At 66.4% G+C, this 25,986-nt stretch carries 23 protein-coding genes and 1 tRNA gene; 11 read left to right on the top strand and 13 right to left on the bottom strand.

Features of this window, described 5'->3' with window-relative positions; translation table 11 throughout:
• Nucleotides 1–192: 192 nt before the first annotated feature.
• The 4 genes from U5809_RS10340 (at nucleotide 193) to U5809_RS10325 (ending at nucleotide 4,391) form a co-directional block, all read left to right on the top strand.
• Nucleotides 193–265: transfer RNA gene (locus U5809_RS10340), tRNA-Phe, on the top strand.
• A 257-nt stretch (nucleotides 266–522) separates the two neighbouring features.
• The gene (locus tag U5809_RS10335; RefSeq protein WP_322086426.1) at nucleotides 523–1,662 is read left to right on the top strand and encodes a slipin family protein; all 1,140 of its coding nucleotides are present in this window, start codon (nucleotides 523–525) and stop codon (nucleotides 1,660–1,662) included.
• Nucleotides 1,663–1,722: 60 nt separating this feature from the next.
• Nucleotides 1,723–2,946 carry an RtcB family protein gene (locus tag U5809_RS10330; RefSeq protein WP_322086425.1) on the top strand — a complete coding sequence of 408 codons (1,224 nt, stop codon included), beginning with the start codon at nucleotides 1,723–1,725 and terminating at the stop codon, nucleotides 2,944–2,946.
• Between the two features lie 293 nt (nucleotides 2,947–3,239).
• Nucleotides 3,240–4,391 (top strand): DUF1176 domain-containing protein, encoded by a 1,152-nt coding sequence (locus U5809_RS10325; protein WP_322086424.1) that lies wholly within the window; start codon nucleotides 3,240–3,242, stop codon nucleotides 4,389–4,391.
• A 9-nt stretch (nucleotides 4,392–4,400) separates the two neighbouring features.
• Here U5809_RS10325 and U5809_RS10320 read toward each other — a convergent pair whose 3' ends face one another.
• Nucleotides 4,401–5,069: an O-methyltransferase gene (locus tag U5809_RS10320; protein ID WP_322086423.1), complete on the bottom strand. Its 669-nt coding sequence runs from the start codon at nucleotides 5,067–5,069 to the stop codon at nucleotides 4,401–4,403.
• A 149-nt stretch (nucleotides 5,070–5,218) separates the two neighbouring features.
• On the opposite strand from U5809_RS10320, the gene U5809_RS10315 reads away from it, so the two are divergent.
• Nucleotides 5,219–6,514, top strand: a complete 1,296-nt coding sequence (locus U5809_RS10315; RefSeq protein ID WP_322086422.1) for an O-acetylhomoserine aminocarboxypropyltransferase/cysteine synthase family protein — start codon at nucleotides 5,219–5,221, stop codon at nucleotides 6,512–6,514.
• 162 nt (nucleotides 6,515–6,676) lie between these two features.
• The gene (locus U5809_RS10310) at nucleotides 6,677–7,402 is read left to right on the top strand and encodes a hypothetical protein (protein WP_322086421.1); all 726 of its coding nucleotides are present in this window, start codon (nucleotides 6,677–6,679) and stop codon (nucleotides 7,400–7,402) included.
• Nucleotides 7,403–7,416: 14 nt separating this feature from the next.
• Here U5809_RS10310 and U5809_RS10305 read toward each other — a convergent pair whose 3' ends face one another.
• Nucleotides 7,417–7,920 carry a hypothetical protein gene (locus tag U5809_RS10305; protein WP_322086420.1) on the bottom strand — a complete coding sequence of 168 codons (504 nt, stop codon included), beginning with the start codon at nucleotides 7,918–7,920 and terminating at the stop codon, nucleotides 7,417–7,419.
• 66 nt (nucleotides 7,921–7,986) lie between these two features.
• The gene (locus tag U5809_RS10300) at nucleotides 7,987–8,262 is read right to left on the bottom strand and encodes a DUF4148 domain-containing protein (protein WP_322086419.1); all 276 of its coding nucleotides are present in this window, start codon (nucleotides 8,260–8,262) and stop codon (nucleotides 7,987–7,989) included.
• 315 nt (nucleotides 8,263–8,577) lie between these two features.
• Between U5809_RS10300 and U5809_RS10295 the strand changes: the two genes are divergently transcribed.
• Nucleotides 8,578–9,738 carry a porin gene (locus U5809_RS10295; RefSeq protein WP_322086418.1) on the top strand — a complete coding sequence of 387 codons (1,161 nt, stop codon included), beginning with the start codon at nucleotides 8,578–8,580 and terminating at the stop codon, nucleotides 9,736–9,738.
• Between the two features lie 197 nt (nucleotides 9,739–9,935).
• Here U5809_RS10295 and U5809_RS10290 read toward each other — a convergent pair whose 3' ends face one another.
• Nucleotides 9,936–10,343: a hypothetical protein gene (locus U5809_RS10290; RefSeq protein ID WP_322086417.1), complete on the bottom strand. Its 408-nt coding sequence runs from the start codon at nucleotides 10,341–10,343 to the stop codon at nucleotides 9,936–9,938.
• A gap of 140 nt (nucleotides 10,344–10,483) precedes the next feature.
• Between U5809_RS10290 and U5809_RS10285 the strand changes: the two genes are divergently transcribed.
• Nucleotides 10,484–10,771, top strand: coding sequence for a DUF4148 domain-containing protein (locus U5809_RS10285; protein ID WP_282507566.1), 288 nt, complete (start codon nucleotides 10,484–10,486; stop codon nucleotides 10,769–10,771).
• A 79-nt stretch (nucleotides 10,772–10,850) separates the two neighbouring features.
• Here the strand turns inward: U5809_RS10285 and U5809_RS10280 are convergent, their stop codons facing one another.
• The 5 genes from U5809_RS10280 to U5809_RS10260 form a co-directional block, all read right to left on the bottom strand.
• Nucleotides 10,851–12,284, bottom strand: a complete 1,434-nt coding sequence (locus tag U5809_RS10280) for a heavy metal sensor histidine kinase (protein WP_322086416.1) — start codon at nucleotides 12,282–12,284, stop codon at nucleotides 10,851–10,853.
• Nucleotides 12,281–12,964 (bottom strand): heavy metal response regulator transcription factor IrlR, encoded by a 684-nt coding sequence (irlR, locus tag U5809_RS10275; RefSeq protein WP_006490455.1) that lies wholly within the window; start codon nucleotides 12,962–12,964, stop codon nucleotides 12,281–12,283. Before irlR ends, U5809_RS10280 begins: the two co-directional genes overlap by 4 nt.
• Complete coding sequence (locus U5809_RS10270) at nucleotides 12,964–16,176, bottom strand: CusA/CzcA family heavy metal efflux RND transporter (RefSeq protein WP_322086415.1); 3,213 nt, start codon at nucleotides 16,174–16,176, stop codon at nucleotides 12,964–12,966. The genes irlR and U5809_RS10270 overlap by 1 nt, the downstream gene beginning before the upstream one ends.
• Before the next feature lie 125 nt (nucleotides 16,177–16,301).
• A complete protein-coding gene (locus U5809_RS10265) occupies nucleotides 16,302–17,777 on the bottom strand; it encodes an efflux RND transporter periplasmic adaptor subunit (protein ID WP_322086414.1) in 1,476 nt (491 codons plus the stop codon).
• Nucleotides 17,778–17,811: 34 nt separating this feature from the next.
• On the bottom strand, nucleotides 17,812–19,134 hold the full coding sequence (locus U5809_RS10260; protein ID WP_322086413.1) for a TolC family protein: 1,323 nt from the start codon (nucleotides 19,132–19,134) through the stop codon (nucleotides 17,812–17,814).
• A 478-nt stretch (nucleotides 19,135–19,612) separates the two neighbouring features.
• Between U5809_RS10260 and U5809_RS10255 the strand changes: the two genes are divergently transcribed.
• The 3 genes from U5809_RS10255 to U5809_RS10245 all read left to right on the top strand — a co-directional run bounded on the left by U5809_RS10255 (nucleotide 19,613) and on the right by U5809_RS10245 (nucleotide 20,794).
• Entirely contained in the window at nucleotides 19,613–19,885 is a 273-nt protein-coding gene (locus U5809_RS10255) for a hypothetical protein (protein ID WP_322086412.1), read from the top strand.
• 141 nt (nucleotides 19,886–20,026) lie between these two features.
• Nucleotides 20,027–20,329 carry a M35 family metallo-endopeptidase gene (locus U5809_RS10250; RefSeq protein ID WP_322086411.1) on the top strand — a complete coding sequence of 101 codons (303 nt, stop codon included), beginning with the start codon at nucleotides 20,027–20,029 and terminating at the stop codon, nucleotides 20,327–20,329.
• 15 nt (nucleotides 20,330–20,344) lie between these two features.
• Nucleotides 20,345–20,794: an OmpA family protein gene (locus tag U5809_RS10245; protein WP_322086410.1), complete on the top strand. Its 450-nt coding sequence runs from the start codon at nucleotides 20,345–20,347 to the stop codon at nucleotides 20,792–20,794.
• Between the two features lie 163 nt (nucleotides 20,795–20,957).
• Here U5809_RS10245 and U5809_RS10240 read toward each other — a convergent pair whose 3' ends face one another.
• From U5809_RS10240 to U5809_RS10225, 4 genes are all read right to left on the bottom strand, one after another.
• The gene (locus U5809_RS10240; protein ID WP_322086409.1) at nucleotides 20,958–22,148 is read right to left on the bottom strand and encodes a phosphotransferase enzyme family protein; all 1,191 of its coding nucleotides are present in this window, start codon (nucleotides 22,146–22,148) and stop codon (nucleotides 20,958–20,960) included.
• 42 nt (nucleotides 22,149–22,190) lie between these two features.
• Complete coding sequence (pnuC, locus tag U5809_RS10235) at nucleotides 22,191–22,823, bottom strand: nicotinamide riboside transporter PnuC (RefSeq protein WP_322086408.1); 633 nt, start codon at nucleotides 22,821–22,823, stop codon at nucleotides 22,191–22,193.
• 59 nt (nucleotides 22,824–22,882) lie between these two features.
• Complete coding sequence (locus U5809_RS10230; protein WP_322086407.1) at nucleotides 22,883–25,114, bottom strand: TonB-dependent siderophore receptor; 2,232 nt, start codon at nucleotides 25,112–25,114, stop codon at nucleotides 22,883–22,885.
• 578 nt (nucleotides 25,115–25,692) lie between these two features.
• On the bottom strand, nucleotides 25,693–25,896 hold the full coding sequence (locus tag U5809_RS10225) for a DUF2970 domain-containing protein (RefSeq protein ID WP_021164122.1): 204 nt from the start codon (nucleotides 25,894–25,896) through the stop codon (nucleotides 25,693–25,695).
• Nucleotides 25,897–25,986 lie beyond the last annotated feature (90 nt).

The following is a 25,986-nucleotide window of genomic DNA, read 5'->3' as shown; positions in this document are numbered from 1 at the left end:
CACTGGCACGCTCCTCGCTAAATAGAACACGCCGGATGTCCCGCTGGCCCGCGAGTCAGGGTTCAACAAGCCCTGCTGGTGCGCCGCCGCCGAACCTCGTTCGTCGCGGTAGCGCATGCCGCCATGGACAGATGAAGGCAAAGGGGCGCGCGCCAGGATGCCTCGTCCGGGTTCGAATCCCGGAGCGCCCATTGTTCGGAAGCTCAGCCAGGTGGAGCAGCCGGCGAAAGCCGGCCGGTGGCGGGTTCAAATCCCGCTCGAACACTGTCCGTAAAGACAGTCTTGTGATGAAAGCAGTACCCGCCGGTGCGGGCCGACAGGCCCGCCGCGCGTCGGACCGGTCAAGGTTCCGCGCGATCGGCCGGGCGGCCGCACGGCCCGCGCGAATGCGCACGACGACGCGATGCAGGATGCGTCGCCGTGTGCTTCGACGCCGGCCAGCGCGCCGCCCGCCCGATCGCGTCGCACCCCGATTCGCACGATGCGCGTCACCCGGCGGCCGTTGAAAAAAAGGACAAAAATATGTGGAAGCGTCATGTAGTGAAAAAGAACGAGCGCGCGCTGCTGATGAGCGAAGGCGATTTCGTGAAGGTGCTGGAACCGGGCGTGTTCAAGGCCTTCGATCCGTTCAAGCGTCTGTCGGTGCAGACCGCGCGTCTCGACGCGCCGCTCGCCGACGCCGCGCTGGCCGACTACCTGCGTCACGACGCACCGGACGTGCTCGCGCGATACTTCGTCGCGATGGATCTCGCCGACGACGAAGCGGGCCTGCGCTATGAAGACGACGTGCTCGTCGAGATCCTGGCGCCGGGCACGCGCCGGCTGTACTGGCGCGGCCTGACCGCCCACCGCCTCGAACGCGTCGACCTCGCGCAGGACAGCATGTTGCCGGCCGCGCTCGTGAAGCGCATCGCGCAACCGGCGCTGCGGGCGCGCGGCGTGGCGGGCCTGACGGGCGTGCTGCTGGCGCAGGTGCCGGCGTACCACGTCGGCGTGCTGAAGATCGACGGCAAGATCGAGCGGTTGCTGGACGCGGGTACGTCGGCGTTCTGGCGCTTCAACCGCGACGTCGCGGTCGAACTCGTCGACCTGCGCCTGCAGGCAATCGAAGTCGGCGGACAGGAAATCCTGACGCGCGACAAGGTCGCGCTGCGGCTGAACCTGTCGGCGACGTGGTGCTATGCAGACGTGCTGCGTGCATTCGGCCAGTTGCAGAGGCCGGTCGAGCACCTGTATCGCGAGCTGCAGTTCGCACTGCGCTCGGCGGTCGGCACGCGCTCGCTCGATGAACTGCTGGAGGACAAGCAGTCGATCGACGAGGTCGTGATCGCGCAGGTGCGTGCCCGTCTCGGCGATTCGGGCGTGGACGTGCGCAGCGTCGGCGTGAAGGATATCGTGCTGCCGGGCGACATGAAGACGATCCTCGCGCAGGTGGTCGAGGCGGAGAAATCCGCGCAGGCGAACGTGATTCGCCGCCGCGAGGAAACGGCGGCCACGCGTTCGCTGCTGAACACCGCGAAGGTGATGGAAGAAAACCCGACCGCGCTGCGGCTCAAGGAGCTGGAAACGCTCGAGCGCGTCGCGGAACGGATCGACCGCATCTCGGTGTTCGGCGGTCTCGACCAGGTGCTCAACGGACTCGTCAGCATCAAGGGCACGTAATGCAGGACACGGCGCGGCACGCGTGTGCCGCGCCGGACAACGGAATGAATGGTGAAGCAAATGAATGACATGGGTTACCAGGTGATGGAACTGGCGAACGGCAAGCCGGTAAAGATGTGGACGCAAGGCGTCGCCGTCGAGGACGAAGCGCGCGCGCAGCTGCGCAACACCGCGCAGATGCCGTTCGTCTTCAGCCACATCGCGGTGATGCCGGACGTCCACCTCGGCAAGGGCTCGACGATCGGCAGCGTGATTCCGACGAAGGGCGCGATCATCCCGGCCGCGGTCGGCGTCGACATCGGCTGCGGGATGATGGCGGCACGCACGACGCTGACGGCGTCCGACCTGCCGGATTCGCTCGCGGGGCTGCGCGGCGCGATCGAGCGCGCGGTCCCGCACGGCCGTGCGCCGGGCCGTCGCGATCCGGGCGCGTGGGGCGATCGCACGCCGGCCGCCGTGACCGAATCGTGGAAGTCGCTGCTGCCGGGCTTCCAGCGGATCGTCGACAAGTATCCGAAGCTGGAGAAGACGAACCACTACGCGCATCTCGGCACGCTGGGCACCGGCAATCACTTCATCGAAGTGTGCATCGACGAAGCGGACCACGTGTGGTTCATGCTGCACAGCGGCTCGCGCGGCGTCGGCAATGCGATCGGCAGCCTGTTCATCGAACTCGCGCAGGCCGACATGCGTCAGCACATCGCGAACCTGCCGGATCGCAACCTCGCGTATTTCACCGAAGGCAGTCGGCACTTCGACGACTACGTCGAAGCGGTCGGATGGGCGCAGGACTATGCGCGGCGCAACCGGCAGGCGATGATGGACGCGGTGATCGCCGCGGCGCGCGGCGTGATAGCGAAGCCGTTCGCGGTCGACGAGCACGCGGTGAACTGCCACCACAACTACGTGCAACGCGAACGCCATTTCGGCGAAGACGTGCTCGTGACGCGCAAGGGCGCGGTGTCCGCGCAGAAGGGGCAACTGGGGATCATTCCGGGCTCGATGGGCGCGAAGAGCTTCATCGTGCGCGGGCTCGGCAACCCGGAAAGCTTCTGCTCGTGCAGCCACGGCGCGGGCCGGACGATGAGCCGCACCGAAGCGAAGCGCCGCTTCACGGCCGACGACCAGGCGCAAGCCACGCAAGGTGTCGAATGCCGGAAGGACGCGGGCGTCGTCGACGAAATCCCGATGGCCTACAAGGACATCGACGCGGTGATGGCGGCCCAGCGCAGCCTCGTCGAAGTGGTGCACACGCTACGCCAGGTGGTGTGCGTGAAGGGATAGCATGGGGCGGCGTGTCGATGCCCGACACGTTCCCGTGCGACATCATCGAAGGTCGATGACAAGCAAACGGCGCGGTGCCTGGCGGCATCGCGCCGTTTGTCCATCCGCGGCGGCCTCCGCGCGGCCAGCAACGCTCGAACGCGTGCACTACGGGTCGCCACATCGGACGCCTCCCGTTGCAGCGGTATACTTGACACCGTTCGCGCCGCTGCACTCGACCTGCACCGCTTGCTGACGATGCGCTTGCAGTCCGGCATCTTCCGCCCGCCCTTTCACCGTCGATACGAACCGTCATGTCGCACCGTTTTTCGCTTGCCCTCGCCGTCCTCCTCTCCGTTTCCCCATTCGCCGCACAGGCCCGTCCGCTCGCGCGGCCGCCGGTCGAGCGCGATTTCAAGAACTGGTCGGTCGTCTGCGACAACGGCAATCGCTGCGTCGCCGAAAGCCATTCGGACGATATCGACGATGCACGCCCCAGCCTCATCCTGCGCGTGACGCGCGATGCCGGCCCCGATGCGCAACCGTCGCTCGACCTCTACGCGTCGGTGCCGCTGGACCTGCGCACCGCACGCGTCGACGGCCGCCCGTTCGATGCGGTGGCGGCCCAATGGCATGCGTTCGGCGACAAGACCGACGACGAAGCACACCCGTTCCGGGTCCGCACGAGCGATCCGGCAACGATTGCCGCCTGGCTTGCCGCGTCGCGCAACGCACAGCTGCTGAGTTTCGGCGATCCGGCGTCGGCGCACACCGCGCGTACGCCGTTGTCGGGGCTGAATGCCGCGCTGTTGCTGATCGACGATACGCAGGGCCGTGTCGGCACCGTCACCGCGCTGCTGCGCCCCGGTACCAAGCCTGCGTCGTCGGTGCCGGCCGCACCGGCGCTGCCGCCCGCCGTCACGCCGGCGCCGCCGCCCGTCGCCAGCCTGTCGGCAGCAGAACAGCGTCCGCTCGTCGACGCGGTGCTCGCGAAATTCGGCACGGACGTGAAGCAATGCGCGGCCGATGTCGAAGACGAAATGTCGGCAAGCGATCGCCGGAAGGCGTCGACCGCCGTCGCGATCTCGGCCGACGAGGCGCTCGTCGCGATCCCGTGCCAGACCAGCAGCATGTATAACCACACCGACCTGTGGTATCGCATCCGCCGCACCGCACCGTACGCGCCGACGGCCATGAATTTCGGCGAAAACGCGAATGCGGGCCTCGATTCGGCATCGTTTCCGAATGAACTCACCGACGCCGGCTACGATCCGTCGAGCGCGATGCTGTCGAGCAAGGTCCGGTTGCGCAGTGCCGGCGATTGCGGCTCGACCGCGTCGTGGATCTTCGACGGCCGGCGCTTCCTGCTCGCCGACATCTCGACGCACGGCACCTGCAACGGCCTGTTCCAGGATCAGTGGCCGCGCCTGTATCGCCGCGCCGACGCGAGCGCAAGCGCGCACTGACGCATCACGTCACGCGCCGACGATCGAGATCGAGAACCCGTCCCAGCCCTTCTGCCCGACCGTCTGCACGGCCGTCGTCGTGAGCGCCGGCTCGGCCACGAGGCGCGCGAACCCGTCGCGCACGCCGACCACGTCGGGCTCGCGATTGTCCGGGTCGGCCACGCGCCCGCGCCGCACGACGTTGTCGACGACGATCACCGTGCCGGGCCGCGACAGCTTCAGCGCCGCGTCGAGATAGACCGCGTTGTTGTCCTTGTCCGCATCGATGAAGATGAAATCGAACGGCGCCTCATCGGCGTCGACGAGCCGCGCGAGGCTGTCTTTCGCGCTGCCGACCACCACCGACACGACCTCCGCGAACCCGGCGCGCGCGATGTTCTGCGTCGCGACCTTCGCATGCTCGGGGTTCAGTTCGAGCGTCACGAGCGTGCCGCCGGGCGGCAATGCGCGTGCAAGCCAGATCGTGCTGTAGCCGCCGAGCGTGCCGACCTCGAGAATGCGACGCGCGCCGCGGATCGTCGCGAGCAGCTGCAGCAGCTTGCCCTGGTTCGGCGCGACGTTGATCGCGGGCAGCCCGGCCGCGTCGCTCGCCGCCAGCGCGGCATCGAGCGCGTCGTCGGACGGCACGAGCGTCGCGGAGAAATACGCATCCACCTGGTTCCACTGATCCTGATCCATCGCGCACCTTTCGTCTGCGGAAAGAGGCATTCTATGCGCGGCGTCCCCATAAGCAACAAACCATTCGTTCTAAGGGCAGCAGCGCACGTGCTCCTATAATCGCCGGACGGCAGGACCCCTCGACCTTCACAACAACAAACGGAGCACCCATGACCGATCAGGCCAATCCGAACTGGCGTCTCGAAACCATCGCCGTGCACGGCGGTTATCGTCCCGACCCGACCACGCGTGCGGTCGCCGTCCCGATCTACCAGACCGTTGCGTACGCATTCGACGATACGCAGCACGGCGCCGACCTGTTCGACCTGAAGGTCCAGGGCAACATCTACACGCGGATCATGAACCCGACCACCGACGTGCTCGAGCAGCGGATCGCCGCGCTCGAGGGCGGCATCGGCGCGCTTGCGCTTGCATCGGGGCAATCCGCGGTCACGTACGCGATCCAGACGATCGCCGAAGCCGGCGACAACATCGTGTCCGCGAGTTCGCTGTACGGCGGCACCTACAACCTGTTCGCACATACGCTGCCGCAATACGGGATCACCACGCGCTTCGCCGATCCGCGCGACCCCGCATCGTTCGAACCGCTGATCGATGCGCGCACGAAGGCGATCTTCGCGGAATCGGTCGGCAACCCGCTCGGCAACGTCACCGACATCGCCGCGCTCGCGGAAGTCGCGCATCGGCACGGCATCCCGCTGATCGTCGACAACACGGTGCCGTCGCCGTACCTGCTGCGTCCGTTCGAGCATGGCGCGGACATCGTCGTGCACTCGCTGACGAAGTACCTCGGCGGGCACGGCACGAGCCTCGGCGGTGCGATCGTCGATTCGGGCAAGTTCCCGTGGGCCGAACACGCCGACCGCTTCAAGCGGCTGAACGAGCCGGACGTCAGCTACCACGGCGTCGTCTATACGGAAGCGTTCGGGCCGGCCGCGTATATCGGCCGCGCGCGCGTGGTGCCGCTGCGCAACATGGGCGCGGCGATCTCGCCGTTCAACGCCTTCCAGATCCTGCAGGGCATCGAGACGCTGGCGCTGCGCGTCGAGCGGATCAGCGACAACGCGCTGAAGATCGCGCAGCATCTCGCGCGCCACGAGCACGTCGAGTGGGTGAACTATGCGGGCCTGCCCGATCACCCCGACCATGCGCTCGTCGCACGCTACCTGTCGGGCCGCGCGCCGGGCATCCTGACGTTCGGCGTGAAGGGCGGCCGCGACGGCGGTGCGAAGTTCCAGGACGCGCTGAAGCTGTTCACGCGGCTCGTCAACATCGGCGATACGAAATCGCTCGCGACGCACCCCGCATCGACGACGCACCGGCAACTGTCGCCGGCCGAGCTCGCGAAGGCCGGCGTGAAGGAAGAAACGGTGCGGCTGTCGATCGGCATCGAGCATATCGACGATCTGCTCGCCGACCTCGATCAGGCGCTCGCGCAACTTTGACGGAAACGGGCGCGCCGGCCGGCCGGTGCGCCCTGCATCAAATGCCTTGACCCTGAAGCGGCTTCAAGGTGTTCAATCCCCGGTTGATGCCGGGGCACCGCCCGGCGCGTACGAACCGTGCAATGCAGCGCCCGCTGCGGCACGCCAACTGCCCGAGGCCACATGACACCGACCGCGAAGCTTGCGCTGCTCACGTTACCGCCCGTGCTGGCGGCCTGTTTCGGCGCCCTCGCGGCCGCGTGGCGTGCGCCCGGCCCCAAAACGTCGAGCGTCATCCAGCATTTCACCGGCGGCATCGTGTTCGCGGCCGCGGCGCTCGAACTGCTGCCGCAAGACCGCGCGCATGCGCTGTTTCCGGTCGTCGTCGGGTTCGTGCTCGGCATCGCGCTGATGCTCGCGATCCGCGCGCTGTCGGGCGCGATCGAGACGCGCTTCGAGAAAGCGCGGCTGCCCGTGAGCCTGATCGTCGTCACCGCGATCGACCTTGTCGTCGACGGCCTCGTGCTCGGCATCGCCTTCTCGGCCAGCGACGAAAGCGGCATCATCCTGACCGTCGCGCTGACGCTCGAAGTGCTGTTCCTCGCGCTGTCGGTCAGCGCCGCGCTTGCCGCCGCAGGGATCGGCCGGATGCTGTCGATCGTCGTGCCGGTCGGGCTGGCCGCATTGTTGAGCATCGCGGCCGTTGCCGGCAATGCGGCGTTTGCCGGCCTGCCGACGAATATCTACGCGGCGCTGCTGGGGCTCGGCACCGTCGCGCTGCTGTACCTCGTGACCGAGGAACTGCTGGTCGAAGCGCACGAGGTGCCCGAAACGCCGTTCGCGACGGCCGCGTTCTTCATCGGCTTCATCGTGTTCTTCCTGATCGAAGGGTCGGTCAAGGCCGGATAAGCCGGACGCGGCGGCTACCACGTCGTCGCGCCTGTCGGATAGGTGTCGACGATCCGCGTGCCGTTCACGGGCGTGACGCCTTCGTTGCGCAACGCAGCCCACAGGTCGATCGCATGTTCGCGCGACTTGCGGCTGCCGTCGTCGGTCAGCACGTTCAGTGCGATCACTTCGTCGCGCGTCGTCAGTTGCAGCTGTTCCTTCAACTTGCGCGACTGATGCGACGCGGTACGGACGTCGCCGAGCACGATCCGTTTCTCCGTCATCGTCGCCCCGCTTCCCGCGTCGGCTGGCACGAACGTCAGCCGGCCGTTGTCGACTTCGCATTGCCCTCGCGTGAACGTCGCCGTCCACGCACCAGCGGGCACGGCCGCGAATTCGCAGCGCATCCGCTCGTTTGCACGGCTGCCGACGTCATGCGCCGGCGCGTGCGACAGCGCACGTTCCGGCCAGCCGGCCGCCATCGCGGCCGTCGACATCAGGCACACCGCAAGCACGATTCCTTTCGCGATAGTACGCATGGCACGCTCCTCTACACGGGTGAATCCAGCCGGCGGGCATCGCGCCGCCCGGCCATGAATGAACGATCAACGCACCGCAAAGCGGTTGTCGTGCGCATCGACCATCGGTGCCTGCTCGCCGCGATGAACGGTCGAGCGATGAATTTCCTGATTCCGCGCGACAACAGCCGGGCTCGCCGGGTAATCGTGATTCGGGCTGGGGATCACGCCGTCGTGCCGCGCGCGCACCAGTTCCTGACGCACCTCCTGCCGGGTTTTCGATTGGGCGGCGACCGCCTGTGAGAAAGCCGCAATCGACAGTGCGGCAACGGCGATGGCGATCATCGGTCGCGGAATGTTCATGTTGTTGGCTCCTTGCTGGAAATCCGTGACGGGAGCGTTCACTTTGAGCCTACGCCGGTGCGAAATCGTGATCGCGGCATGACGGTTTCGTCACCGTCCGGGCATCTTCTGCATCGCAGTACGAATGAAATTCCCCACGTAATTTTGCGCACATGACACGGCGATGACATTTTTCTCATTTGTCCCTCACCTCCACGATCCGAACGCTTTCCAGAATCGCCAGCGCGATCGCGATATTCCGGCCCGCCACCACAAGGCGCCGCACCGGAATCGAGCGATGCACGAAATGATCTTCTTGAACCTCAGGGGCACACCATGAAAACTCCAGTTCGGCTCGTCATGATGTCGGGTACGCTGCTCGCGGCCACCCACGCGGCACATGCGACGGAAGTCACGTTGTACGGCCTGTTCGATACGTCGCTCACGTACGTGTGGAACGCCAACGCGGACGGCAAGAACCTCGTCGGCCTCGGCAACGGCAATCTGCTCGGCAACCGCTTCGGCGTGAAAGGCGCGGAAGACCTGGGCGGCGGGCTGAAAGCGGTCTTCACGCTGGAAAACGGCTTCAATCCGAACACCGGCGCGCTCGGGCAAGGCAACCGGATGTTCGGCCGGCAGGCGTTCGTCGGCCTTGAAAGCGCCCGCTGGGGCACGCTGACGCTCGGCCGCCAGTACGACGCGCTTGCGGACGTCGCATGGCCGGTCACCGGCGACTTCTACTTCGGCAGCGTGTACGCGACACCCGGCGACGTCGACAACTACGACACGTCGTCGCGCACCGACAACGCGGTGAAGTACACATCCCCCGTGATCAGCGGATTCCAGTTCGTCGGCATGTATGCGCTCGGCGGCGTGGCCGGCAAAAGCGGCGCGGGCCAGACCTGGTCGGCCGGCCTGTCGTACAGCAACGGCCCGGTGGACGTCGCGGGCGGCTACTACTACGCGGCCAATCGTTCATCGCTCGCCAACGGGATCCGGACGGGCTGGAACGGTACGTCCGACGGCACGTTCGACGGGTCGCTGGTCAACGGCGGCTACATCTCCGCGAAATCGATCGGCATCGCGCGCGGTGCGCTGCGCTACAACTTCGCGCCCTTCGCGATCGGTATCGACTACAGCAATGCGCTGTACAAGGCCGACGCGATGTCCGCGTTCCGCAGCACGCAGAAGTACGACACCGCGCGCGGCTTCTTCAACTATCAGGCAACGCCGAGCCTGCTCGTCGGCCTCGGCTACAGCTACACGCGTGCCCGCGGCGATACGGGCGCAACCTACCATCAGGTGTCCGCCGGCGCCGACTACGTGCTGTCGAAGCGCACCGATCTCTATGCGGTCGGCGCCTGGCAGCGTGCGAACGGCGAGCAGCGCACGCTCGACGGCGGCACGCAAACGGCGCAGGCATCGATCGGTTCCTACGGCTACGGCGGCACGCGCACGCAGGGCATCGTCAATCTCGGGTTGCGCCACCGGTTCTGATCGCGACGGCCCACTCCGCGCTGCGTGACGAAAATTTCATGTTGCGATCAGGTTCGCGATGCGTGATGTCGCTACGATCGGAACGGTAACGGGCCATGCCCGTTCCCACCCACGCAGCGGGTCGTTGTCGCACGGCACGATCACGCGTTAGGCCCGGACTCGTCGAGTGCCGGGCCTTTTTTTCGCATACCGGACGATCACTGTGCGGGATTGCGTTGCGGAAACAGGCACGTGTGCGTTTTCACATACAGGTTCGGATTGCCGCAGCGGTGACCGGCATAGTCGATCTGCTCGCCGGGCATCAGGTCGGCCGGCATCGGCTTGCGTGCGGCGGAAGACGTGGCGGCAGGCGTGGCCGCGGAGGTGCCGGAGCGAGTCGACGCGCAGCCCGCGAACAGCGGGACGATCAGGACTGCGATCAAGGCTAAACGAATGGCGGGACGATGCACTTTTCGGTCCGGAATGGGAGGCTGAACAGGGCCGCCCGCTTTCCATGCTGCTGTTGCGAACGGCGCGAATGCCTTCGGCCCTGTCGGCCAACGGCAGACTTCATGTTCCGCTTCCCGCTCATCGCGCCCATGACGAGAACATGACGGTTGCGTCATGTCGGTCGGGTCCCAACGATGCGCCACCTGCTTGCGCAATCTGACGATTTTTTCATCTCGCGATCACGATCACGCACGGCTGCTTTCGCATACTGGGTCCATGGTTCGCCACCCGGCGACCTGATCAAGGAGAGCACTCGATGAAAACGGCAAAACTCGCAGCACTGTTCGTCACCGCCACGCTGTCGCTCGGCATGGCCACGCAGGCCGCATTCGCGGAAACGCAAACGCAGGGCAAGACCCGCACGCAGGTCGTCAACGAACTGAAGCAGGCGCAGCACGACGGCGTCGTGCCGACGGGCAAGACGCAATACCCGCCGACCGGCGAGATGGTCGCGCGCAACAAGGAGCTTCACGGGATTTCGGTGCATGGCGGCGAGAAGAAGCCGCAGGCCGACAATCACGACAACCTGACCGCGCGGCAATGACGCTCGGCCGCACGACCGCGGGCAACGCGCCGCGCGCGGCCGCCTCATGGCGAACGCGCGAGCGTGCCCGCCCGCGGTGTCAGGTGCTGAGGGCCGCCGGCCGGTTCGGCTCGGCCGGCCGGCGCGGAAAGCGCAGCCAGAACGTCGTGCGCCGGCCGGGATCGCTGTCGACACCGCATTCGCCGCCGTGATTGTCCATGATCGACCGGACGATCGCGAGGCCGAGCCCCGTGCCCGACGCGGAATTGTGCCGCGACGGATCGACACGATAGAAGCGCTCGAAGATCCGCCCGACATGCTCCGCGGCGATGCCGGGCCCCGTATCCGACACGGCGATCGTCGTCGCGCCGCCCTGCTCGACGCAATCGATCGTCACGACGCTGCCGCGCGGCGCATAGGTCAGCGCATTGGACAGCAGGTTGCTCAGCGCACGCTGGTACAGCGTCAGGTCCGCATCGACCCACGCGTGGCCGTCGACCTTCACCGTCACGCCCTCGTCTTCCGCAAGCGGCTCGTAGTAGCCGGCCACCCGCTCCGCCTCCTCCGCCGCATTCAGGCGCCGCACGCCGATTGACGTGCCGGCCTGTTCCGAGCGCGCGAGAAACAGCATGTCCTCGATCATCCGGGACAAGCGCTGGTATTCGTCGATGCTCGACTCGATCACGCTCCGGTATTCATCCGCGCTGCGCGGCTGCGACAGCACGACTTGCGCGGCTGCCTGCAGGTTCGTGAGCGGCGTGCGCATGTCGTGCGCGAGATTCGACGAGAACTGACTCAGTCGCGTAAACGACTCGTTCAGCCGTTCGAGCATCCCGTTGAATGCATGCTCGAGTTCCTTCAGCTCGCCGGACGTATCGAGTTCCGGCAGCGGATGCGCCAGCCGGCTCGTCGACATCTGCTCGGCCCGTGCCGCGAAGCGCCTCAGCGGGCTCAAGCCCAGCGCCGCGATGCCGTACGCGATCGCGGCCGCCAGCACCACGCCGAACACCTCGATCACGACGATCGTATAAGCATGCGTGCGCAGCAGCAGCACGTCGGCGCTGCGGTCGTACTGCACGGCGACGCGCACCACGGGCGCACCGGCGCTGGTGCCGCCCGCGAGCGGCACGGTCGTCACCAGATACTGGTGCCGCGCGCCGGGCGGTGTGACGGCGACCGGCACGCGCCCCGCATCCAGCGACAGCAGCGGCGCATAGGGACGGAATCCGGGCGTACCGACGAGGCGCGTGCCCGTAGCGTCGAAGATCGCGAGATCCATGTTCGGATGGCCGTGCAACTGGTCGATCCAGATGCCGGGGTTGCGCGCGACGTCGACCGTCGTGTCCGCTCCGCCCAGGTGCGTGCCCAGCGCTGCGGATATGCCGGCCATCTGCTCGGCGGCCGTCATCTCGACACGGTTGCTCAACGCCTTGTAAAGCGCGACGCCGCTCGACGCGAGGATCACCGACGTCGACAGGATGATCAGCGCGGTCAGGCGTCCGCGCAGCGTGCGCGGCAGCAGGCGCGCGATCATGCGGCCGCGCCGCCGCGCGCTTCGAGCACATAGCCCATGCCGCGCACCGTGTGGATCAGTTTCGGTTCGTACGCGTCGTCGATCTTCGAGCGCAGCCGCCGGATCGCCGAATCGACGACGTTCGTGTCGCTGTTGAAGTTCATGTCCCACACCTGCGACGCGATCGTCGCGCGCGGCAGGATCTCGCCTTCGCGACGCATCAACAGCCACAGCAGCGCGAATTCCTTCGCGGTCAGCAGGATCGTGTCGCCCTGCCGCGTGGCCTTGCGGCGTGTCAGGTCGAGCTCGAGATCGGCCACGCGCAGCGTATTCGAATCGCGCGGCTGGCCGCGCCGCAGGATCGACTTGATGCGCGCGGTCAGCTCGACGAAGTCGAACGGCTTCGCGAGATAGTCGTCGGCGCCGAGCTCGAGCCCCTTCACGCGATCGCCGACGTCGTCGCGCGCGGTGAGGAACAGCACGGGCGTCGACTTGCTGCGCCGCAGGTTCTGCAGCAGCGTCCAGCCGTCCTGGCCGGGCAGCATCACGTCGAGCACGAGCAGGTCGTACTCCTCGGTTTCGGCCTGGTGCTGGCCCGTGATGCCGTCCTCGACCCAGTCGACGACGTAGCCGGCCTCGGTGAGACCCTTGCGCAGGTACGCGCCCGTCTTCGGTTCATCCTCGACAATCAGAATTCGCATCACGCATTACCCTTGAAGAAACCCAGCCGGCGCAGCACGCCTGCGCCGAGGCCGCCGCGAAATGCCGCGCGCCACGACACCGCATGGCTCACGCGGTACAGCACGGGCAGCACCAGCAGCGTCAGCGCCGTGGACGACAGGATACCGCCGATCACGACCGTCGCGAGCGGGCGTTGCACCTCGGCGCCGGTGCCGGTCGCGAACGCCATCGGCAGGAAGCCGAGCGACGCGACCAGCGCGGTCATCAGCACCGGCCGCAACCGCGTGAGCGCGCCGTCATGCACGGCCGCCTCGAGCGGCATCCCTTCGTCGCGCAGGTTGCGGATGAACGAGATCATCACGAGACCATTGAGCACGGCCACGCCCGACAGCGCGATGAAACCGACCGCCGCCGTGATCGACAGCGGAATCCCGCGCAGCCACAGCGACACCACGCCGCCGCTCAGCGCGAACGGGATACCGGTGAACACTAGCAGCCCGTCCTTCACGTTGTTGAACATCACGAACAGCAGCACGAACACCATGAACAGCGCGAGCGGCACGACGAGCTTCAGGCGTTCGCTCGCGCTTTGCAGCTGCTCGAACTGGCCGCCCCACGACACCCAGTAACCGGCCGGCACGCGCACATCCTGCTGCAGTTGCTCGCGCGCATCGGCGACGAACGAGCCGACATCGCGGCCGCGCACGTTCGCGCTGACGACGACGCGCCGCTTGCCGTCCTCGCGGCTGATCTGGTTCGGGCCCGGCGCGACGTCGATCGTCGCCAGTTCCGCGAGCGGCACGTACGGCGCCGCCGCGAGCGGCGCGCTGGCGCCGGCGGCCGGCGCGGGCAGCGCGATCGGCAGCCGCTTGATCGCCTCGATGTCCGAGCGCAGCTCGTCGGGCAGCCGCACGACGATGTCGAAACGGCGGTCGCCCTGGAACAGCGTGCCGGCCTTCTGCCCGCCGACGGCCGCGGCCACCGAATCCTGCAGGTCGGCCACGCTCACGCCGTAGCGTGCGAGCTTGTCGCGGTCGAGGTTGACGGTCAGCACCGGCAGGCCGGTGGTTTGCTCGACCTTCACCTCCGATGCGCCCGGCACTTTCTGCAAGGCGGCCGCGATCTGCTCGCCGGTCTGGTTCAGCACGGCCATGTCGTCGCCGAAGATCTTCACCGCGACGTCGCTGCGCACGCCCGAGATCAGCTCGTTGAAGCGCAGCTGGATCGGCTGCGAGAACTCGTATGCGTTGCCCGGCAGCTCGGCGAGCGCCGCCTCGATCTCGCGCACGAGCTGGTCGCGCGGCTTCTTCGGGTCGGGCCACTGGTCGGCCGGCTTCAGCATGATGTAGCCGTCCGACAGGTTCGGCGGCATCGGATCGGCCGCGATCTCGGCCGTGCCGGTGCGCGCGAACACGCGTTCGATCTCGGGGAAGCGCGACTTCAGCGTCTTTTCGATCGACTTCTGCATCTCGACCGACTGCGACAGGCTCGTGCCGGGAATCCGCAGCGCGGAAACGGCCAGATCGCCTTCGTTGAGGCTCGGAATGAACTCGCTGCCGAGCCGCGTGGCGAGCCCGAGCGTGACCAGCACGATTGCGCCCGCGCCGATCATCACGCGCGCCGGGCGCGTCATGAACGCGGCGAGCACCGGTTCGTACGCGCGCCGCGCCCAGCCCATCAGACGGTTTTCCTTTTCCTCGACACGCTCGCCGATGAACAAGGCGACTGCCGCCGGAATGAACGTGACGGTCAGCACCATCGCGGCCGCGAGCGCCATCACGACGGTAATCGCCATCGGGTGGAACATCTTGCCTTCGACACCCGTCAGCGCAAAGATCGGCAGGTACACGACCATGATGATCAGTTGCCCGAAGATCAGCGCGCGCCGCGCCTCCTGCGACGCGCCGAACACCTCCGCGAAACGCTCGTCGCGCGTGAGCGGCCGGCCGGCCGTTGCCTGCGCATGCGCGAGCCGCCGCACGCAGTTCTCGACGATCACCACCGCACCGTCGACGATGATCCCGAAATCGAGCGCACCCAGGCTCATCAGGTTCGCGCTCACCTTCGCGTTGACCATGCCGGTGAAGGTCATCAGCATCGACAGCGGAATCACGAGCGCGGTAATCAGCGCAGCGCGGATATTGCCGAGGAACAGGAACAGCACGGCAATCACGAGGATCGCGCCTTCGAGCAGGTTCTTCTTCACCGTCGCGACGGCCTTCTCGACGAGCACGGTGCGGTCGTAAACGGGAATCGCCTTCACGCCGGCCGGCAGCGTGCGGTTCACGTCCTCCATCTTCGCGGCGACGGCCTTCGCGACCGTGCGGCTGTTCTCGCCCATCAGCATGAAGACCGTGCCGAGCACCACTTCCTCGCCGTTCGCCGTCGCGGCGCCGGTGCGCAGTTCGCGGCCGATGTCGACGACGCCGACGTCCTTCATCCGCACCGGCACGCCGCCGACGTTGGTCAGCACGATGTTCGCGATATCGTCGACGGTGCGCGCCTGGCCCGGCACGCGCACGAGATACTGCTCGCCGCGCTTTTCGATGTAGCCCGCGCCGACGTTGTCGTTGTTGCGTTCCAGCGCGCGCACGACGTCGGCGAGCGTCAGCCCGTACGACATCAGCTTCGCCGGGTTCGGCGCGACGCGGTATTCCTTCACGTAGCCGCCGATCGAGTTGACCTCGGTCACGCCGCGCACGTTGCGCAACTGCGGCCGCACGACCCAGTCCTGCAGCTCGCGCAGGTCGGCCGCCGTATAGCGCGCGCCGTCGGGCTTGCGCGCGTTGGCCTCGGCCTCGACGGTCCACAGGTAGATCTCGCCGAGGCCCGTCGACGTCGGCCCCATCGCGGGTGCGATGCCGGCCGGCAACTTGTCCTTCGCTTCCTGGATGCGCTCGTTGACGAGCTGCCGCGCGAAGTAGATGTCGGTGCCGTCCTTGAAGATCACGGTGACCTGCGACAGCCCGTAGCGCGAGATCGAGCGCGTCTGCTCGAGCCCGGGCAGCCCGGCCATCACGGTCTCGACCGGATAGGTGATGCGCTGCTCGGCCTCGAGCGGCGAGTAGCCGGGCGCGGACGTGTTGATCTGGACCTGCACGTTCGTGATGTCGGGCACCGCGTCGATCGGCAGCTTCTGGTAGCTGAACACGCCCAGCGCGGCCACGGCCGCGATCGCCAGCATCACGAGCCAGCGGTGCGCAATCGCAAAGCGGATCAGGCGCTCAAACATGTCGGGATTCCTTGAAACGGGGAACGGTCGCTCGCACCGGACGGGCCGCCCGGCCGGTCACGCGACGGGCCGGAAAGCGGGCCGCATATCGGGCTGCGAGCCGCGTAACGGCGCACACGTATCGCTCATTCATGTTCCGCGCTCCCCTTGCCGAGCTCGGCCTTCAGCACAAAGCTGTTCGACGCCGCGTATTCCTGGCCCGGCTTGAGCCCCTTCAGCACCTCGGTCGCGCGCTCGTCGCGCCGCCCCGTCTCGACGGCCTGCGCGACGAAGCCTTTCGGCGAGCGCACGAACACCGACGGCGCGCCGTCGACGTCCTGCAGCGCGTCGCTCGCGACCGCCAGCGGCACGCCCTGCTTGCCCGCATCGACCGACACGTTGACGAACATCCCCGGGCGCCACACGCCGTTCGGGTTCGGCAGCACGACACGCGCCGGCGCGGTGCGCGTCTGTTCGCCGAGCAGCGACCCGACGTACGCGATCGGGCCGCTCGAACGCGACTCGAACGCCGTCGCGACGACCGTCGCATCGCGGCCGACGCGCACGTCGTTGAGCCGCTGTGCCGGCACGGCCATCTCGGCCCACACGGTCGACAGATCGGAGATCACGAACATGCTCGCATCGGCGGCGATCGCCTCGCCGGGCGTCGCGTGCTTTTCGACGATCGTGCCCGCGAACGGCGCGCGCAGTTCGTAGCGGTTCAGCGCGCCCGCACCGACCGGCGCGTTCAGCGCGGCGAGCTTCTGCCGTGCGTTCTGCACGGCGATCTCGGCTTCGCGCAACTGCACCTGCGCCTGCTGGTAGTCCTGCTCGGCGGAGATGCGCTCCTTCCACAACGTGCGTTCGCGCTCGTAGGTCGCGCGCGCACCCGACAGCCGGCGCTCGGCCGTCAGCAGCTCGCTGCGGCGGTCGGCCAGATCGGTGCTTGCAATCACCGCGAGCACCTGCCCCTTCGCGATGTTCTGCCCGAGCGACACCGACACCTGCTCGACGATGCCGGCCACGCGCGGCACCACGTGCGCGGTACGGTCCTCGTTGAACTTGATCTCGCCCGGCAACTGGAACGGCGTCGCGATCTGCGCGGGGCCGGCCTTCGCGAGTGCGATCTTCGAGGTAGCGAGTTGCGCGTCGGTCAACGCGATCGCACCGTCGGCGCGTGCGAACGGGAACGAGGCGGCTTCATTGCCCGCCTTCACGTCGATCGTCGCATCGAACACATGCGGCTTGGCAATCGACTGCGCGGACACGAACTTCTGGCCGGCCGCGTCGAAACGCAACGGTTCGTGGGTGCGGTCGTATCGCACCAGCGTGCCAGACACGGTGACGCCTTTGTCGGCCGGCTTGCCGTCGACGAACGGATAGACGACGAGGCGCGCGTCGCCGGGCTTCTCCGTCATCACGATTTCGACGGACAGCTTGCCGCGCTTGAGCACGACACCGCCGCGCTCGCCGACGGCTGCAGCGGATGAAGCGGCGTCGGGCGCCGCCGACACGGACGTGCCGTTGCCGCCGCTATTGCGCGTGACGCCGAGTGCGCCGAGGACGATCCCGGCACTGCCGAGCACGACCGCCGCGATGATCAGGATTCTGCTGCGTGACATGATGATCCTTCAGGTAATGGAGGCGTCTGTTGCGCTATTGCGTGACAGGTGCGTGCGGTGCAAGCGGCGTACCGACGAGCCGGCCGATGTCGGCACGCGCCGTATGGGCATCGGCGAGCGCGCGCACGTATTGCGACTGGCCCTGGAACAGCGTGCGCTGCGCGTCGAGCACGTCGAGGAAGCTGAACTTCCCGAGCTCGTAGCCGCGCGACATCGCATCGAGTGCGAGGCGCGCGGCCGGCAGGATGTCGGCCTTCAGCCGCTGCGCTTCCTGCGCGGCGGCTTCGAAATTCGCGTACGCCTGCGTGAGCTCCAGCCGCAGGCGCGTGCGTTCGCGATCGAGATCGGCGTTCGCCCGCTCGGCCTTGTGCGTCGCTTCGAGCAGCGCGCCCTTGTTCGTGTTGAACAGCGGAATCGGGAACGACACGCCGACCACGGCCTGGTTGTCCGGCACGCCGCCCGTGGTCACGCGCTTCACGCCCGCGCTGATCGTCACGTCCGGAATGCGCCGTGCACGTTCGAGCGATACGGCCGCGTTCGAGCGCAGCATCTCGGCGCGCGCGACCCGCGCGAGCGGCGCGTCGTCGAGCTGCGCGGTCAGCGCGGGCAACGACTCGACCGGCGGCACGACTTCGAGGTCGCCGAGTACCGCGAGCCGGCCGTCGCGCGCTTCGCCCATCACCGCGTTCAGCTTCTCGCGTGCGACCTCGACACGGCCGCGCGCGGTCACGACTTCGATCTGCACGCCGGCCGCCGCCACATGCGCCTTGGTCGCCTCGACCGGCGACACCTTGCCGGCCTGTGCCCGGCGGCTCGCGAGATCCGCCGAGCGCGCGGCGATCGCGGCCGATTCCTCGGTGACCTGGAGCTGGCGCTGTGCGGCGAGCAGCCCGTAGAACGCGGCGATCACGCCGGCGCGCACGACGGCGCCCTGCTCGTCGAGCGATGCATTGGCCGCTTCCCTGCCGTACGACGCGACGTCCAGCCGCGCGCTGCGCTTGCCGCCGAGTTCGATCGTCTGGTTGATCAGCGCGGTCGACGTGCGTTCGGCGCGGCGAAAGCCTTCCTGCAGGAACGACACTTCGGGGTTGGGGCGCGCGCCGGCCTGCATCAGCGCGCCGGCCGATGCATCGACGTCCGCGCGCGCACCGCGCAGCGCAGGGTTGTTCCGGGCCGCGACGGCGAGTGCATCGGGAAGCGTCAACGAAGTGGAAGGGAGTGCGTCGGGGGGCGATGCGCCGATCGGTGCGGCGCTGCCGGAGGCAGCCGGAGTCGACCCCGGCGACAGCGACGGCTGCGCATAAGCCGTCGCGGCCGTCGCGAAGGCGACGGCCACGGCGAGAGAGAGCTTGAGCATGTTCGGTTCTGCGGTAACGGTTTGCGACCGATGCTACGGTCGGGCCGCAGTGCGAACATGAGGCGAAGATGATATTTCCGTCATGTTGGGTGCGTTGTACTCGCCCAACCAGCGTGCGTATCTGCCCAGACGGCCATCTGTACGCGGCGTCCGAGCGATCGCGTGCGATCCAGCGAAGCCATCAAAGTTCGCCAGACCGTTCGAATTAATTTCGATCATTCAATTCGATCACGTACAAATCAAAAAAACCTCTTTGCATTCCGAAATTTCGAACTAGTTCTATAGACACGTTCACTTGAAAAGACGATTGTTCGAGGTTCCGGAGACACGAACGTAACCATACCGCTCCATGACTATGGAAGCGTAACGGAGACCGCACAGATCTTCACCTGCAACACTGATTGCGCCGAGCAAATGTGAAGCTTCGTTACTGATGCGACAACATCCTTGAAGATCTAAACGACGGGACCTTGAAGCCATGAACAATTATTCTGACAACAATCAATACAATTTTGATGCCAACGAAGACAAAGATTGGTTTCTCGTTCACTCCGGAGCAGTCACCAACACAAATCCGGGATCAACGGTTGACGTTTACATCAACACAACGCCAATTTGCCCCAACATGACCAATAAGGAATTCAGAATTATGGTAGCGCGACTGCTTAAATGGTCCATCATTCTTGTCGAACGAAGGATTACCGACCTGAATCGATATGACAAGACCATCAAGGATAGAATGACCTATTGATTCAATCGATGCGATGAGAATACCCGGCGATATCTTATCAACGGCTTCTCACGACACCTCTCCGTACTGAAGACGCTAACGCCACACAACTTCGTCCGAACCGATCCGAACCTCGACCGAATGTTAGGCTGCGTCCCGAATATGAGTGACATCGATAACGAGGCCGCTCATGTTTGCGGACCTAATACGGAGCGAAAACTTATAAGTATCGCCATGAAATTCTGCACCGGCTTGCGCAACCAGAATATGTTCGGGGATTCCCGGCTGTCTACGCTCATTCACGAAGTAACACATTTCATTGACACCTTCGGCAGCAGCGACCCTCGTTACGGGATTGATCCCACAGCAGCCGCATGGGCAAGGGCCAATCCTGACCTGGCATTGAGAAATGCGGATACACTCACCGGATTCGTGATCTACGGCGAAAGCTTATTTGCAGATTAAGGATCCCAAATCAACATGAAAATTTTTATCACAACACTCGTCATCGCGATTTCAGGATTATTAATTTTTCCCGCAGACGCCACCACAGAATGCCAGGCATCACAAAATCTTCCATCACAACAACTGTTCGTGCCATTTTCACCCAACAGCCACGAGATTACCGAATCCGAGAAAATACGAATTGAACGATGGGTGTCAGAAATCAATTCCAAGCACCCTATTCAGAGCTGGATCTACATAATTGGCAGCGCGTCCAAAAATGAAGCTATTCCTACCCAACTCGCGAAAAAACGTGCTTCCGAAGTGACAAAGACCATCATAGACGATGGCTTGATAAATGCACCATTTCAGATAAAAACGCAAATTTATCCGATCAACAGCGCGAGCGAATCAACGTTCGCAACCCGTGAAGTCACCGTGCAAGTGAGTCCCGGCTGTCTCGACAACTGCTGCACTGACCATTGACATCAGAGTTGGCTCATTTATCGCCGCTGCGTTTGCAGTGAGCTCAGCGCTTCCGGCACTCGCGTGCGACAGGCCATCAAATCTACCCAGGTAAGATTTCGATAACGATTCGAGCAACATATCGATCGCCGAACCGGTGAAGCTGCCAGGGTATTCTCAAGAATCAAACGCCCCCTTGCTTCGCGCGCCGGCGCTGCACGAGCCAGTCGAGCAGTTGCCGACCGTCACGCTCGCCGAACCAGCGCGCGTGCCCGATCAGGTAGCCGTCGTACGCGATGTCGACGATCTTCGGCGCATCGATGATGCAGCCGAAGTAAGCCACTTCCGACAGCGCGAACTCCGTATGCACGATCGGCAGCAACGCAACCAGTGCCGCATAGGCTTCGTCGCCCAGCGGTTCGAGCGACTCATACCCGTCGAGCAGCGCGTCGATCTGCGCGTACTCGACGCGGCGCGCATCGGCCGGCGCCATCCAGTCGACCGTATTGCGCTCGATCGCGAGCGCGAGATCCATCACCGCGCAAGTGCGATCCGACAGCCCGAAATCGAGCACGGTCCGCACCTGCGCGCCGGGCCCCGCCTCGGTCCACAGCAGGTTCGACGCATGCCAGTCGCCGTGCGTCCACAGCGGCGGCAGCGCGGGCAGCAGCGGCGCGAGGCGCGCGTGATACGGGCCGATCGCGTCGGCCACGTCGCCGCGCCAGTCGCGCGCGCCGAGCGCACGCACGAGCAACGGCTGCGCCTCGACCCAGCGTTCGAGCGCCCCCGCCAGATCGCCGGACGACAGCACGCGAAAGCTCGACAGCAGCGTGCGCACGGGCCGCGCCGGCGCATCGTAGCCGGCCGACGCGCGATGCAGTTCGGCCAGCGCGCGGCCGGCCGCGTATGCGTGCGACGGATGCGTGAACGGCTGCCACGACATCACGCCGCGATACGGATCGACGCCGGGTGCCCGCACGTGCACCTCGTAGGTCCAGTCGCCGGACGCGAACGCGGTGGCGCCGTCGCGATCCGCGAGAATGTCGACCACGGGTATCCCGCGTTCACGCAGATGCGCGATGAAGCGATGCTCTTCCTCGAGCCCTTCGACATCGCGCAGGCTGACGTGGTGACGCTTGACGAACAGCCCGCGCCCGTCCGTCATCTGCACCAGGACGGCCGCCGCGAACTGCCGCGGGCTGTGCCACGTGAGCCGCGCCGGATCGCCGGCGCCGTCGATCCGCGCGAGCACCGCTGCCACCTCGTCGTGCGTCATCAGCGGCCAGTCGCGTTCGGCCTGCTCGCCGTCGACACCGAATTGCGGTGGCGCGACGTCACGCGACAGGGATCCGTCCGGCTCGAGTGGGAATGACATGAACGACGTTGCTCCGTAGTTGAATCCGAATCGGCGCGTCGATCAGCGCGCGCTGCCGCCGGTTGCCAGCGCACCGCCGGCCGCCGCGCGCAGCGCCGCGGCCGTGCGGCTCCAGTCGCGCCAGCCGACGACGGCCAGCCCGATGAACAGCGCATAGAGTCCGGCCGTCAGATACAGTTCCTTGAACACGAACATCCCGACGTACACGACGTTCACGACGATCCACAGCCCCCACGACGCGATGTAGCGCCGCGCGGTCCAGTATTGCGCGACGAGGCTGAACGCGGTCAGCGACGCATCGACGAACGGCAGCGCCGCGTCGGTCCAGCGCGCCATCATGCCGCCGAGCAACGCGCTGCCGACGACGGCCGCAATCAGGTCGGGCAGCATCTGCATCGGCCGCACGCCCGTGACGGGTGCGACATCGCCCACCGGCGCGGCGCTGCCGTCGGCAACGCTTGCGCGCTGCGCGAGCCAGCGTTGCCAGCCGTACACCTGCAGCACCGCGAACGCGCCCTGCAGCAGCATGTCCGAGTACAGCTTCGCATCGAAGAAGATCCAGCCGTACAACGCGACCGACACGAGCCCGACCGGCCAGCACAGCATGCGGCGCTTCGCGGTCAGCCAGATCGCGAGCGCGCTGACGATCACGCCGGCGATTTCGAGTGGGGACATCGTCTGTGCTCTCCTGGTTGGCTGCCGGGGCCGCGCATCACGCGGCCGGATCCGGACGATCAGAAATCATAGGTCAACGACACGCGCGCGGTGCGCGGCGCACCCGGGAACAGGTACGCATCGCCCTGCTGCTCGCCCGCATCGCGCCAGTAGAACTTGTTGAACAGGTTGTCGACCGACACGCGCAGCACCGTGCGATGCCCGCCGATCTTCGTCGTGTAGCGCGCGCCGAGATTGAACACGAACCACGACGGCACGCGCGCGGTGCCTTCCTCGTTCGCATTGCGGGCCGCGCTGTACTCGACGCCGCCCAGCACGTTCAGCCCCGCGACGCCCGGCACCGCGTAGTCCGCATATACCGACGCGCGCAGCGCGGGCACGTTGATGATCTGGTGCCCTTCGTACGCCGGCGAACCCGAATCGTACGCGCGCGCGCGAATCGCCGCGACGCTGGCCGTCAGCCCGAGCCGCTCGGTCACGCGCCCGGCCGCGCCGAGCTCGATCCCCTGGTGGCGCTGCGTGCCGCGCTGCACGAACGTGTATGACGTGCCCGACGGATCCGGGTCGGCGAACTGGAACGGCTTGCTGATCGAGAACACGGCGGCCGTGAGGCTCAGCCGGTCGAGCCAGTCGTATTTCGCGCCGACCTCGATCTGGTGCGATTCGACGGGCGGCAGGAACGCATACGCGTTGGTCGCACGCACGGGCGCCTGGTCGCCGAGCGACAGCGCCTTGCTGTACGACGCGTACAGCGACAGCACGTTTACCGGCTTGTAGACAAGTGCGACCTGCGGCAGGAACACCGAGCGGTCGGTATGCGTCGTGTCGCCGTCGAGGCTGCTCCAGCTGCGCTGGCGCAGCAGCACCTCCTTGCCGCCCGCGAGCACCTGCCAGTGTTCGCCGATGCTGATGCGATCGAGCCCGAACACGCCGTACTGCCATGCGTCGAGGCGCGGGTACGACGGCCCCGGCGAATTCGGCGACGGCGAGAAGGTCGTGTCGGGCCCGTAGATGTTCTCGCTGCCCACGTAGTCGTACACGGCATCGGCCATGCTCACGACGCGGCGCTGCACGCTCACGCCGAGCGTCAGCTCGTGCCGCAGCGGCCCCGTCGCGAACTTGCCGGTCGTGACCGCGCGCAGGTCGTCGTTGCGCCGGTATTCGCCGGGGCTGCGGAAATCGTAAACGTCGTAGTCGCCGTTCGCGCCGAAGAAGAACGGCGACGTTGCGCCGGCCGTGCAACTCGCCGCGTACGAGCAACCGTACGCGAACGCGCTGTTGTCGTCGATCATCGTGCGGCTGCGGCCAGCGGCGATGTAGGCCTTCCAGTCGTCGTTGAACTGGTAGTCGAAGCGCGCGTTCAGGTTCAGCGCATCGGTCGTCACCGGTTTCGCCCATGGCTGCATGCCGAGCGCCTTCGACGTCGTCTTGACCGACGGCGCGACGGTGCCGCCGAGCAACTGGTAGCCGGGCGCCGAGCGCTGGATCCATTGCTGGAATTCGGCGTTGAGCTGCAGGCTCGCGCGCGGGCTGATGTCCCAGTCGGCGGCAATCGAGCCGAACGTACGCCGCCCGTTCGTGCCGTCGATATAGGAGTGCATGTTCTCCTTCGCGGCATTGATCCGGAAGCCGAACTGATTGTCGGGGCCGAAGCGGCGGCCGAGATCGACGGCCGCCGACGTCGAGCCGCGGCTGTCGACGCCGCCCGTCACGCTCGCGACGTTCGCGGAGCGCTTGGTCACGAAGTTGATCACGCCGCCGGGCGCGACCACGCCGCTGTCGATGCCGGCCAGCCCCTTCAGGATCTCGACGCGCTCCTTGTTCTCGAGCGGCACGTTCTGCTCGCCGGACACCGTCAGCCCGTCGATCCGGATCGCGCTCGCGAGATCGACCGGAAAGCCGCGGATCGCGAAGCCTTCGAAATAACCGACCGGCGCATAGTCGTTGACGACCGATGCGTCGTTGCGCACGACGTCGCTCAGCCGCTTCGCCTGCTGGTCGTCGATCAACGCGCGCGTGATGACGTTCACCGACGCCGGCGTGTCGCGCAGCGGCGCGTCGTCGAGCCCGGCGACCGAGGCTTCGCGCGCGCGCAGCGTGCTGCCGCGCTCGCCGCTCACCGTGATCGCGGGCAGCGTCGCGGTGCCGGCCGCATCGGCGTCCGGTGCGGGCGCGTCGCCCGGTGCCGCGGCGGCCTGCGCCGCGAAAAGCGTGATGCCGAGGCCGACTCCGAGCCCGACCTTCGTGCGCCGCCGCCGTGCGGGCGTCGCTGTTGTTCTATTTACCGTCATTGTTCTGGATGGAAAACTCGCCACTCGACCCTGTCGAAACACGTTACGAAGCTGCGAAGCGTGCCCCTGCGGACGCGTGCGACGACACGACATTCATCAGACGAATCGGACGATACGGCACGCTCGCGTGCCGGTCGGTCAGGAAGACGCAGGATGGGACATCGGATACAGGTGACGCACCGGGCACCGACGCAGCCGTCGACGGATTCGTCGGGAGCGGGCGGGCGGCCGGCGGCATCGCGCGGTCGTGTCATGCGGGGGACGCTTCGAACGCCCCGGCGCAGGCGGCGGGCGCTTGCGCCGGCCGTTCATCGGAACGGCGGCCTGCCCGTCGCGCGCGACATCGCGGCGTGGCGCGCATTTTACCCCGGGCGGGAACGATGGCCGTGGAATCGGGTGGAACGGGAGGCGGGAACGGCGGAATGGGGGAAATGTACTGCGGGCGATGCGACCGCGGCGACGATGCGATCGCTGTGCTCGTCCTGCGACGCAACCGCGACAACCGGTGCAGTCGCGCGCCGGTCGAACGGGCGAAAACCGGCGCGGGAATGACGGCCCGCTGCCGGTTCACCCGCCGCTCAAAACCCCTGCATCGTCGCGGTCGGATCGACGACCAGGTGTACGACGCCGTAGATGACCGCGCCGACGAGCAGCGCGAGCACAATCGCCACGAACGGCAGCAACGTGTAGTTCACGTTCGCGAGATCGGCCGCGTGCGCCTTGCTGTTGCGTACGCCGAAGAAACTCCACAGGACCAGCTTGATCATGCCGAGCAGTTTCATGGTTGCGCTCCTTTCATCGAATCGGTTGACGCTATCGTCGATCCGACCGGCATCCGAAAAAAGAAGCAGTTGCGCGCGCTTTTCGCGCAG

This window comes from Burkholderia sp. BCC1999 (assembly GCF_905339975.1).
In the GTDB taxonomy this organism is placed as follows: domain Bacteria; phylum Pseudomonadota; class Gammaproteobacteria; order Burkholderiales; family Burkholderiaceae; genus Burkholderia.
This window is presented reverse-complemented; position numbering and strand designations above follow the sequence as displayed.